At 64.6% G+C, this 11,289-nt stretch carries 11 protein-coding genes; 2 read left to right on the top strand and 9 right to left on the bottom strand.

What is annotated here, in order from left to right; all coding sequences use genetic code 11:
- Nucleotides 1-32: 32 nt before the first annotated feature.
- The 4 genes from ACOOGG_RS03595 to ACOOGG_RS03580 all read right to left on the bottom strand — a co-directional run bounded on the left by ACOOGG_RS03595 (nt 33) and on the right by ACOOGG_RS03580 (nt 3,742).
- Nucleotides 33-617, bottom strand: a complete 585-nt coding sequence (locus ACOOGG_RS03595) for a superoxide dismutase (protein WP_420432365.1) — start codon at nt 615-617, stop codon at nt 33-35.
- Entirely contained in the window at nt 607-2,016 is a 1,410-nt protein-coding gene (locus ACOOGG_RS03590) for an amidohydrolase family protein (protein ID WP_420432363.1), read from the bottom strand. Before ACOOGG_RS03590 ends, ACOOGG_RS03595 begins: the two co-directional genes overlap by 11 nt.
- A 47-nt stretch (nt 2,017-2,063) precedes the next feature.
- Entirely contained in the window at nt 2,064-3,284 is a 1,221-nt protein-coding gene (locus tag ACOOGG_RS03585) for an amidohydrolase family protein (RefSeq protein ID WP_420432361.1), read from the bottom strand.
- 80 nt (nt 3,285-3,364) lie between these two features.
- Complete coding sequence (locus tag ACOOGG_RS03580; protein ID WP_420432359.1) at nt 3,365-3,742, bottom strand: DUF3499 family protein; 378 nt, start codon at nt 3,740-3,742, stop codon at nt 3,365-3,367.
- An 85-nt stretch (nt 3,743-3,827) separates the two neighbouring features.
- Here ACOOGG_RS03580 and ACOOGG_RS03575 point away from each other — a divergent pair, with 85 nt between their 5' ends.
- Nucleotides 3,828-4,832: a hypothetical protein gene (locus tag ACOOGG_RS03575; protein WP_420432357.1), complete on the top strand. Its 1,005-nt coding sequence runs from the start codon at nt 3,828-3,830 to the stop codon at nt 4,830-4,832.
- Nucleotides 4,833-4,843: 11 nt separating this feature from the next.
- Nucleotides 4,844-5,776, top strand: coding sequence for an aldo/keto reductase (locus ACOOGG_RS03570; RefSeq protein WP_420432355.1), 933 nt, complete (start codon nt 4,844-4,846; stop codon nt 5,774-5,776).
- Here ACOOGG_RS03570 and ACOOGG_RS03565 read toward each other — a convergent pair.
- The 5 genes from ACOOGG_RS03565 to ACOOGG_RS03545 are packed head-to-tail and all read right to left on the bottom strand — an operon-like array spanning nt 5,771 to nt 11,231.
- Complete coding sequence (locus ACOOGG_RS03565) at nt 5,771-7,408, bottom strand: phospho-sugar mutase (protein ID WP_420432353.1); 1,638 nt, start codon at nt 7,406-7,408, stop codon at nt 5,771-5,773. The genes ACOOGG_RS03570 and ACOOGG_RS03565 overlap by 6 nt on opposite strands.
- Nucleotides 7,405-8,214, bottom strand: coding sequence for a purine-nucleoside phosphorylase (locus ACOOGG_RS03560; protein ID WP_420432351.1), 810 nt, complete (start codon nt 8,212-8,214; stop codon nt 7,405-7,407). Before ACOOGG_RS03560 ends, ACOOGG_RS03565 begins: the two co-directional genes overlap by 4 nt.
- Nucleotides 8,215-8,266: 52 nt before the next feature.
- Entirely contained in the window at nt 8,267-9,235 is a 969-nt protein-coding gene (locus tag ACOOGG_RS03555) for an adenosine kinase (RefSeq protein ID WP_420432612.1), read from the bottom strand.
- A gap of 29 nt (nt 9,236-9,264) precedes the next feature.
- Entirely contained in the window at nt 9,265-10,233 is a 969-nt protein-coding gene (locus tag ACOOGG_RS03550; protein ID WP_420432349.1) for an aldo/keto reductase, read from the bottom strand.
- Complete coding sequence (locus tag ACOOGG_RS03545) at nt 10,233-11,231, bottom strand: Gfo/Idh/MocA family protein (protein ID WP_420432347.1); 999 nt, start codon at nt 11,229-11,231, stop codon at nt 10,233-10,235. The genes ACOOGG_RS03550 and ACOOGG_RS03545 overlap by 1 nt, the downstream gene beginning before the upstream one ends.
- Nucleotides 11,232-11,289: the final 58 nt, after the last annotated feature.

Genomic DNA, 11,289 nt, shown 5'->3' with positions numbered 1-11,289 from the left:
GATGCTAGTGGGACGTGCTCGGCTTAGTCCCCTCAGCCGGCGGCGAGGTTGTCGGCCGCGAACTCCCAGTTGATGAGGTGGTCCAAGAACGCCTCCACGTAGGCGGCCCGGGCATTCTGATAGTCGAGGTAGTAGGCGTGCTCCCACACGTCCACCACCAGCAGGGCCTGGCGCTCGTGAAGCAAGGGCAGATCGGCATTGGCCGTCTGCACGATGTCGAGTCCGCGGTCGTCGGCCACCAACCAAGTCCAGCCCGAGCCGAACAGCCCCACGGCCGCGTCGGCGAACTGGCGTCGGAACTCGTCGATCGAGCCGAATGACTGGTCTATGGCTGCCCGCACAGGGCCGGATGGGGCACCGCCCCCATCGGGACTCATCGACTGCCAGTAGAAGGTGTGGTTCCAGATCTGGGCCGCATTGTTGAAAATCGGACCCTCACCGCCCAAGACCACCTTTTCCAGCTCGGCACCTTCCCATTGGGTACCCGAGGTCAGGCGGTTCAGGTTGGCCACATACCCGGCGTGGTGGCGCCCATAGTGGTAGCTCATGGTCTCGGCGCTCACATAGGGTTCGAGTGCGCTCTGGCTGTATGGAAGGGGGGGAAGCTCAAACGCCATAACTGGCTATCACGGTATCGGCAAAAAAATCGGGATTGATAGCCGTATACATCCGAAATGGATTTTCAAAGACAAAGGCCCGAAAGTCGTCCGCGGTGATTAGGCCTTCCTCCACCAAACCATGGGCCTCATCCATGATCAATCCGATTTCGGTCACGTCCCAGTGGCCGATGTCAGAGGAAAACACGGCATTGAGCTTTACTCCGCAGGGGTTGGCCGGACCGAAGGCCACATGCACGCCCCGGTCGTCGGCCTCACAGCCGAAGTAGAGCGACGACGCGAACGACTTGGCGATCTCCTCGTCTGATTCCACCCCTAGCGATGTCCATTCGTCGGGCTCTTCGGGAGTACCCCCGTGGATGGGCATCCCGTGGGCGTAGGAGGCCAGGTCGTCTCCGAGGGTAGCCCGAAAGTCCCCGCCGTAGCGTTCGAAGTACTCGCCCAGCTCGTCAAGATCCAGCAGCGCGGGGTCGAAGTCGCGCTGGATGGCGTCCCAGCTGCGCTTCTCCCAGTGCTCGATGACGTCGCACAGCAGCTGGGTGCCCCACGACACGCCGCACTCCAAGAACACGAACGGCAGCTCGGGGATGCGGCGGGTAGCCCCGCCCAAGAACAGGGCCTTACACAGCTCGTACATGAGGGCTTGGAACTGGCCGATGTGGTTGGCGGTGTAGCTGGACACGTAATTGTGGATTCCGGGGCGAAAGGCCAGACCGCCGTGGAAAGTGGCGGCAAAGCCGAGCTCTGTGCAGCGGCGCCACACCGGGTCGTAGTCGTAGGCTGAGTCGAGGCCGTAGCAGTCGAACCAGTGGTGCTGGCCGGGCCACAGCCAGCCTGAGCGAGTTTGGTGGTCGGGATCTTCGATGGGCCGCATGACCCCCTCGGCAAACACCACCACTTTCAAGCCCAAGGCAGCACAGTGCTCCAACTCGGCGATGGCCTCATCTGGCGTGTGGGCCGGGATGATCCCTGCCATGGCCATGCGCTCGGCATAGGGATTGTAGACGTCGGCGTAGAACTCATTGAACGCCCGGCACAGGCCGGTTCGGTATTCAGCGTCGTCCACCGCGCAGCTGGTGAGAGTGTTGGTGGGGTACAGCACCGTGTAGTCGATGCCCACTTCGGGCAACCGCTCAAAGAGCAGGGCAGGGAGCATGGCGGTGGCCCGATCCAGCACGTTGGCGGTGTGGGTCCCCCACCAAGCCCCCTGAGGCGAGCGGGTCCGACGACGCTCGTCGAGGCTCCTGGCCTTTTGCGCGTTGCGCATGGGCAGGCCCTCTGACAGATACCTCCCATAGAGGTCGGCGCCCAGCACCCGCTCTAGGTGGGGCTGTTGGGCCGCGGTGATCTCCAGCACATGGCCATCGGCGTCGATAACCGGGTGGCCGAACCGGCTCACGGCAGTTTCCCCGTCACGTCAAGCAGCGAGCCGGTAGAGAATCTGAGCTACGGCAGGCAGACGTCGGGAAGGGGGTGACGGAACAGTCGAGCGGCGTTCTCGTGGGTGAGCTTGCGGATCACGTCATCGCTCAGGTGGCCCAGTTTGGACTCAAGGGTGTCTTGGCACTCAGGCCAGGTCGAGTCGGCGTGGGGGTAGTCGGTTTCCACCATGGTGTTGTCGAGACTTAACGCGATCACTGCGTCGATGGAGGAAGGATCGTTGATGGTGCAGTAGTAGAAGTTCCTCAGGAGCACTTCATGGGGCCCGATCTTGGCGTCGGCAGGCCACATGTCCCGTCCGTGACCGGAGATCTCGATCTGGTGCTTAAGCCGGTCGTACATGATGGGCAACCAGCCGCAACCCCCCTCCGACATGGCGATCTTGATGTTGGGATAGCGCACCGGGATGCCCGACCACACCCAGTCGGCCGCCGCCAGATAGGCGTGCATCTGGAACATGGTGGCCCCCACTGCTGTCGGTGGGCCGCCGGGGTCTTTGGGGATTATGTGGCCCGCCGACGCCACGTGCAGGCAGATCACGGTGTCGGTCTCCTCGCACGCCTGCCACACTGGCTCCCACCAATCGCTGTGGATCGAAGGCAAGCCGAGGTTGTGGGGGATCTCGGGCAAGGTGACCGCCACAAAGCCCCGCTCCGCATTGCGGCGGATCTCGGCCGCGGCCAGATCGGCGTCTTTGAGCCAGGTGATTCCCATGGGGATGATGCGCTCGGGGTAGGAGCCCCACCACTCCTCGTATATCCAGTCGTTGAACGCCCGGGTCACGGCCAAGCCCAGTTCGGGATCGGAGCAGTCGGAATAAACCCGGCCGCAGAAGCCGGTAATCATGCTGGGAAAGCAGATCGACGCCCAGATGCCGCCCAAATCCATGTCTTGGATGCGGGCCTTAATGTCCCAGGATCCCCGGCGCATGTCGGAGAAGCGGGCGGGCTCCATGGTGAAGTCGTTGCGGTCGGCCCGTCCCACCAGGGCGTTCAGGCCCAGCTGAGCATAGACCTCGCCATCAAACTCCCAGTGCTGGCCGCCGTCGTCGCGCTCGACCACCTTCGGGGCTCGGTCGGCGAAGCGGGCCGGCAACCGGCCCTCGAACAGCCAAGGAGGCTCAACTAGATGGTCGTCTACCGAGATGAGCGTGTAGCGGATCTGCTGGGGCTCGGGGTCGGGAAGCAGCAGATCGCTGGGCTTCTCGTGGATATCGACGATGGTCATGGCCGAAGCCTACGGCGCTTAGAGCGACCGGCGCTATAAGCCAGCTACTTCAAACTCGGATTTCGTGCTGACTAGCGGGATCAGTCCAACCCGGCGGCCCGGAATGCCCGGCTGAGCAGAGGGGGGACCTCGCCTACCCCGGCGACCTCCATGTCCTCCAAATCCGCCACCTCCATATCGTGAAGCCGTAAGGACTCCGGAGATTCGGAGGAGGCGTCGTCGACCAGCACCAACTCGGGCTCGAATTCCGACTCCTCGAATGGGGTCCGCGAATCCGCCTGGGTCCAGCCCAACGGCACCACAATCCCATCGGCATGGGAGCGGCAAAGCGACACACCGGCGATGCCGGTGTCCTCTTGGATGTCGACCACCTGCGCCGACAGATCCCGGGCATTTATCAACAAGCTTGCCGAAGCACGCTCGCCGCAAGTCGCACGCGAGCAGAACTTTTCCGACATACTCAGAAAATACTCCCGCCAACACCAGAATTAACGGATACCCCGGTTGCACCGTCTGTCAAGGCGACGGTAGATAGGTGAGAAGATGAGATCAGAATCAGTCGACCGTCGGGCAGTAGATGTCCTAGCCCGCCAGCTGGAGTTATGCCGGGTTGCGCCAGGGCGCCCGGGCATTGTGCTATTTGACGGGGGCACCGACCTGGCACTGGTCGACACCGCAGTCCATGCGCTAGAGGCGATCGGCGCCCTGGCCGACTCGGTGTTTGTCGATGACCAGTCGGCTGATGACATGAGCGCTGGGCTCACAATGCCCGACATCGTCGTTGACATCCTCAACGGCTACTCGGATGCGGTGGAATCCATCGTCTCCCCGAGTGCCCGGATCTTGTCGGTGGTCGCCCAATGCACCGGCGAGCTGCGCCCCGTAGTTCCGCACGTCGGCCTGAGCCGCAGGGTGAAACGGGGCCTGGACCTGCTGGAAGCCGGACAGGAACTGCAAGTGAGCGACGACCAGGGCACAAACTTGCGGATGGGCTTGAAGGGCGCCCGCCGGTGGATGCACGACGGGCTGGCCACCGTTCCGGGCAAGGTTGCCGAGTGGCCCCGGGGGATGATCGGCTCGGCTCCGGCTGTGGGATCCGCCAATGGGACCGTAGTGATGTCGCCCGGCGATATCTGGCTGCCGATGGGCTGGTATGCCCGTTCGTCAGTGGCGCTGACCTTTGAGGGTGGGCGGTTGGTGAGCATCGAAGGACCCACGAGCGAGACCGATGCCATCCGAGCCCATCTGTCCGCCATCGGAAACCCGGCCGTCTACCGCCTTGATGCGGTGGAGATCGGCCTGCTGTGGATCGACGGCCCCCGGCCTCCGGCCCTGTTCGAACCGGGACTGGCCGATTCCCTTGGAGTTGCCGACCGCTACGGCCATGTGGTGATCGCCACCGGTGACTACCCCACCGTCGGCATCGCCTGCTGCTTGAGGAATGCCACGGTGGCAGTAGACGAGGTGGCTGCTGTCCGCTCTGGCCAACCCCAGGGCGACCTCGCTCCCGACGTCTACGAGCAGGCCGCCCATCGACATCCCTTGTAGTGTCCAAGCGCATGGAGATGCGCAGCATTGGAAGCTTGTCGGTTTCGGCTATCGGACTGGGGTGCAACAACTTCGGCATGACCATCGACGCCGACGCCACCCAGACAGTGGTGGACGCCGCAATCGACGCCGGGATCAACTACTTCGACACTGCCGACCTGTATGGCCGGGGGAAATCCGAGGAATTCCTCGGCGCGGCGCTGGGCGGCCGCAGAGACCAAGTGGTCATAGGCACCAAATTCGGCCACCCCGGCGCACTGCCCGAAGGACAGCGGGGCGGCGACCCGGCCTGGATTCGCCAAGCCGTCGAGGCCAGCCTGTCCCGGCTGAACACCGACCGCATCGACCATTACCAACTGCACATGCCCGACTCCGACACGCCCCAGGCCGAGACCCTTGGAGCGCTTCAGGAGCTGGTAGACGAGGGCAAGGTGTTGGAGACCGGCTGCTCCAATTTCAGTGCGGAGCAGATCGACGAAGCGGCCGGCGCCGCCGCGGAAACTGGGGCGGGCAACTACTCCAGCGTGCAAAACCACTATTCGGTGCTGACCCGGAGCGTGGAGGACGAGGGCGTGATCGACGCCTGTGCGCGCACCAACATGACGGTTGTGCCCTACTTCCCCCTGGAGTCCGGGCTGCTCACCGGCAAATACTCCGGGCTGACGCCTCCCGACGGGACGCGCCTATCCATGTGGAAGGGCGAGATGCGGGACATGTTTCTTAGCGAGGACAACCTGGCCGCGGTGGACCGCCTCACCGATTACGCCAACAGCCGGGGCCACAGCATCTTGGAACTGGCCATCGGGTGGCTGGTGTCCAACCCGGCAGTGGCCACCGTCATCTGCGGTGCCACCAAGCCCTCCCAAGTGGCCTCCAACGTGGCAGCGGCCTCTTGGACTATGACCTCCGACCAGCGGGCCGAAGTCGCCGCGTTGGCCTCATAGTTCGAAAACCATCTCCCTAACCGCCTCGGTCAACTCGAAGAGAGGGTCGGGGAATGCGATATCCCCAACGACCTCGATGTAGCCCTTGATCAAGGGCTCCGTGCCGCTCGGGCGCAGCGACACCCGGCTGCCGTCGGCCAGATCGAACCGGAGCACATCGGCGGGATATAGCCCGCCTACTCCGTCTCGATAGTCGGTTGTGTCCATGACTTCGACGCGGCCGAACCGCCGGGGCTGCCTCTCCCGGATCGCGCTCATCACCTCTGGGCCAGCCCGCCCGTCCAAATCTACGCTCACCTGGTCGGTGCGATGCAGCCCGAACTCTTCCATCAACTCTCCTAAGCGTTCGATGGGGGTACGGCCGTCCTCCATGGCCAAAGCTCGGCACAGCGCCACGAACTGCACCGCGGCGCCGATGCCGTCTTTGTCCCTCACCTGATCGTTGCAGGCAAAACCCAGTGCTTCCTCGTAGCCGAACACCAGCCTCCAATCCAGGCCATCGTCTCGGGGATCGAGGTTGTCGGCGGCCCGGGCGATCCACTTGAACCCGGTCAGCGTCTCAACGTGGGTGGCGCCACGGGCCGCGGCGATGCGGCCTACCAAACGGCCCGACACGATGCTGCTGGCCACCACTCTCTCGCTGCTGCCGGAAGTTGTCCGCAGCATCCAGTCGCACAACAGGGCACCGATCTCGTCGCCGGTCAGGATGCGCCATTCGTTGCCGTAAGCCCACACCGCAGCCGCCAGCCGGTCGGCGTCGGGGTCGGTGGCCAGCGCCAGCGGGGTGTCGATCTGCTCAGCTCGGCGGATGACCTTGGCCAGGGTGTCGTGATTCTCGGGGTTGGGCGAGACCACGTTGCTAAACAGCGGATCCGGCTCGGCCTCGTCATTCACCACGAAGGGCTCGCCATTGTCGATCTCGGAGAGGGCGAAGCTGAGCATTGGAAGACCGACGCCTTGGAGCGGCGTATAGGCCACCGGGTGGAAGGGGCCGCGGATGGCCACATTGGACAAGATGGCGGCCAAGTACGGAATCTCCACCGTGGCGTTCTGCGGCCACTCCGGGTCGGGACCCCGATCAGGCAAATCCCGGAGGGGCAGCGGCTGGGCAACCATGGCCGCTTCGATGGCTTGGTCGTAGGGGGGGATGATCTGGGCGCCGTCTGCCAGGTAGAGCTTGAGGCCGTTGTCGCCCACAGGATTGTGGCTGGCGGTGACCATGACTCCGGCTTTGCAGATGAGGCGGGTGACTGCGAAGGCCAGCATGGGTGTGGGCGACTGGGGCGGCAGCATCACCGGCCAGCACCCGGCCCCGGCCAGCACCTCCGCGACGTCGGCGGCAAACACGTCGGAGTTCTTCCGGGCGTCGTGGGCAATCACCACCCCGCCGCGAAAATTGAGCCATTCGGCCAATGCGGCGGCGAACTGGCGGACCACCACCCGGTTCATGCGGTTCGGGCCCGCCCCCATGGGGCCCCGGATACCTGCGGTGCCGAAGCGGAGCCGGTCGCCGAACCGGTCGCCGATCCCCGCTTGGTCGCCCGTGTCGATCAACTGCTGCAACTCAGCTCGGGTAACCGGGTCGGGATCAGCAGCCAGCCACTCCTGCGGCGTGGGGGCCTGGGCGCTCACAGCACTTGGATGACAGTGCTTAGCACGTCGGTGACCCGGCTCTGGGCGGCTTGGCCGGCGTCCAGCACTTCTTGGTGGTCGAGCGCGGCGCCCATTCCCGCGGCCGCGTTGGTTACCAGCGACACGCCAGCCACTTCAGCCCCCAAATGGCGGACGGCAATGGCCTCCAACACGGTGGACATACCTACCAAGTCGGCCCCCATTCGGGTCAGCATGGTGATCTCCGCCGGGGTCTCGAAGTGCGGCCCTACCAGCCCGGCGTACACCCCCTCGCCCACCGATGGGTCGATGTGACGCACCGCCTCTCGGATGCGGGACGAATACAGATCGGTCAGGTCGGTGAATCGGATGGCGTAACCCTCTGGCGGTGCTGGGCCGAACAGCGGGGATTGCCCGGTGAGGTTGATGTGATCGCTGATGAGCACCGGCTGGCCCACTCCGAAGGCCGGATTCATGCCACCGGCTGCGTTGGTGAGCACCACCGTGGCGCAGCCCGCGGCCACCGCGGCCCGCACACCGTGGACTACGTCGGCCGGAGGATGACCCTCATAAAGGTGGACCCGGCCAGACATAACCAACACCCGCCGGCCTTCAACTTCTAGCGCCCGGAGCGTCCCGCCATGGCCGGGCACCGACGGTGGATGGAAACCGGTGACGGTCTCAGCTGCCACTGCGGCCTCTAGTGAGCCCAAGCCTTGGGCTACCTCGGCCCAGCCCGAGCCCAGCACCACCGCGGCGTCGAAGCGACCGCCTAAGCGCTCTACCAGCTCGACTCCGGCCTGTTCAGCCCGCTCGAATGGGTTCATGACCCGATGGTAGAAGGCGACGGTGACACTTCCCGCACCGGCATCGAGGGGGTTAGGGAATCAAATGGGCCAGCGACCCCGAGGGGCGGGCACCGAACTGGCTGATGGCCTCGGTAGCGGCCAGAGAGCCCAGCCATCCGCAGTGGGCCAGATCCATTCCCCGGGTCCAGCCATAGAGGAACCCCGAGGCGTACAGGTCCCCCGCACCGGTGGTGTCCACCACCTTGGTCACGGGTGCAACGGGCACCTCGACGACTTCGGTGGGGGTGACCAGCACCGATCCCCTCTCCCCCCGGGTCAGAGCGGCCACCTGGCACCGTCCCTGCACGGCGGCCACCGCAGCCCCGAAGTCGTCGCCGGTCTCATACAGAGTGCAGATCTCGTGCTCGTTGCCGAACAGCAGGTCGATAGGACCGTCCACCAAGTCGAGCCACTCCTGATGGTGGCGCTCCACGCAGAAGCTGTCCGACAAGGTGAACGAGATCGTTCCCCCTGCACCCGAGCAGATCGAGATGGCCTTGCGGATGGCCTCTTTGGTGATGTCCACATCCCAGATGTAGCCCTCGCAATACAGAACCTGGGCATCACCAACCAGGTCGGGGTCGATGTCGTCGGGGTGCAGCTCGGTGCTGGCCCCCAGATAGGTGTTCATGGTGCGGGCCGCGTCGGGGGTCACGATGATGAGACACCGCGCGGTGGGCGGCCCGGCGGAGGCCGGCGCCACCTCGAAGCGCACCCCCAGCGTCCCGATGTCGTGGGCGAACACCTCCCCGAGCTGGTCGTCACGCACCTTGCCGATGTACCCCACCTGCCCGCCGAAAGAGGCCACCCCGGCCACGGTGTTGGCCGCCGAGCCCCCGGATGTCTCTATGGCCGGCGCCATAGCGGCATACAGCTCCTCGGCCCGGTCGGCGTCTATCAGCGTCATTGCCCCCTTGACCAGCCCGTGGGCGTCGATGAAGTCGTGTTCCTCTGTGGTGATCACATCGACGATGGCGTTGCCGATCCCCACTACATCCATTTGGCCCACTCAGCCCTCCTCAAGTCCGGCTAGCCGGAGAAAATGTATTGGCAATCGGATTCGGTCAAGACCGTGCCTTCCGCGGCCACGTTCTCCGCCACTTCGCTAGTCGTCGCGTTGGCCACGATGACCAGAGGGTTGAAGTCGGCGTGCAAGGCCCAGGCCAGCGCCACCTGGCTGAGGCTTAGGCCGAGCCGGCGGCCCACCTCGGCGGCCCGCTCCCGACGAGCCCAGTTGTCGTCGCTGAGATAGCAGCGGGCGGTGTCGGCCAAGTGGCCCTCGGTGGCGTCTTCAAGCTGCTGGTGGGCGATTCGCTCGCTGAGAAATCCTCCGGCCAGCGGCGACCAGGCCACCACCGCCACCTCTTGCTCTCGATGCCACGCCCTGTCGGCGGCCCGGTCGGGGCCAGTGAGGGTAACCACATCGTCCCAAGGCTCGTCGAGTTGGTCGACGAGGCTGAAGTGGGCGCTGTTGGCCACCGGCCCCTTCAGGTCATGGGCGTCGGCATAGTCAACGGCCGACTCGATCCTGAGTGTCGACCAGTTCGACACCCCCCACGCCCCGATATGGCCCCGGTCGATGGCGGCGTTGACCGCTTCAACCAGACCGCCGACGTCAACAGAAGGGTCGTCGCGGTGGAACAGCCACAGGTCGAGATGGTCGACGCCAATCTGCTGTCGCGACCTGTTGATGTCCTCATTTATGGCGTCGGGATTCACCCGAGGGACCCAATCGGGGAGTGCAGGATGGCAGCCCTTGGCCGAGATGACGATGCCCTCTCGGCCCCCCCGATGGCGGATCCATCGGCCCAAAATGGCGTCCACACCGTCGTCGGGAGTGGCGTAGTTGACCGCGGTGTCGAACGCATTGATCCCTGTGTCAACCGCGGCGTCGAGCAAGGCGAAGCGGGACGGGTCGTCAAGGGCGAACAGGCTGATGGCCCCCTGGACTACCCGGCTCATGGGAGTTTGCACCCCGGGAATTTCGATGTACTTCATCAGTCGCTGCCTTGTTCAAAGGGGTATACCACTCCAAGGCGGCCCCGGATCTCATCGCACAGTCCGGCCATCTCCAGCGACAGGCTCAGCGGCATGCGATCGCTCTCGGTGCGCCCGCGGCGGACGCAGTCCACTACCTCTTCGATCTCATATTCGAATCCGTTGGCTCGATGCGGCATCGTCTCGACCTCCTCTTCGCCTCCGGCTCGCAAAATGGCCCGATCTGCCGCCCAAAACACGGGGATCTCGATCGACCCGGCAGTGCCGGCAATCATTGCGCTGCTCTCAAGGTTGGCCACCGTGGCGCAGCCGAGCTGGGCCAGTCCGCCACCCGGATATGACGCAGCAATGGACACGATCTCATCTACGTTTGCCTCCCCCACTCGGGCAAGAGCCCCGTATTCGACAGGATGGGAACCGTAGAGCCAATGGGCAATTGTCAACGGGTAAACCCCCACATCAAGCAGGCTTCCCCCCGCAAGGCTCGGGTTGAACAGCCGGTGCTCCGGCATTACCGGGACGGAGAATCCGAACGCGGCCGTGACTAGCCGCACATCGCCGATGAGACCCTCGTCGATCCACCGGCGCACTACCTCATAGATGGGCAAAAACCGGGTCCACATCGCCTCCATGGCAAAGACCCCGGCATCCCGTGCCGCTTCCCCCATGCGGGTCGCGCCGGCCAGATTGGGAGCGATGGGCTTTTCCACCAACACCGCCACTCCCGCATCAATGCAGGCTATGGCCGCCTCCTCATGAAACGGGTGCGGCGTGCAGATATACACCGCGTCGAGCCGTTCGGCAGACAGCATCTCGCCCACCGACCCGTAGGACGACGCAATGCCCCTCGACTCGGCAAAGGCGTGAGCCCGGTCCGCGTTCCTTCCGGCCACCGCAGCGACGTGGGCATCCTCCACAACGTCCATGGCGCCAAGAAACTGCCCAGAGATGCCTCCGTGTCCGACCATTCCGAACCGAATGTCGTCTGTGTCGTGCAATCTTGCCTCCTGCGACTTGGCGCGGCCCGAGGCTACTTGGCCCTTCCTGCGTAGGCAT

The organism is Candidatus Poriferisocius sp., assembly GCF_965214065.1.
Classification (GTDB): domain Bacteria; phylum Actinomycetota; class Acidimicrobiia; order Acidimicrobiales; family Bin134; genus Poriferisocius.
The sequence above is the reverse complement of the archived record's forward strand: the minus strand, read 5'-3'. Positions and strand labels throughout refer to the sequence as shown.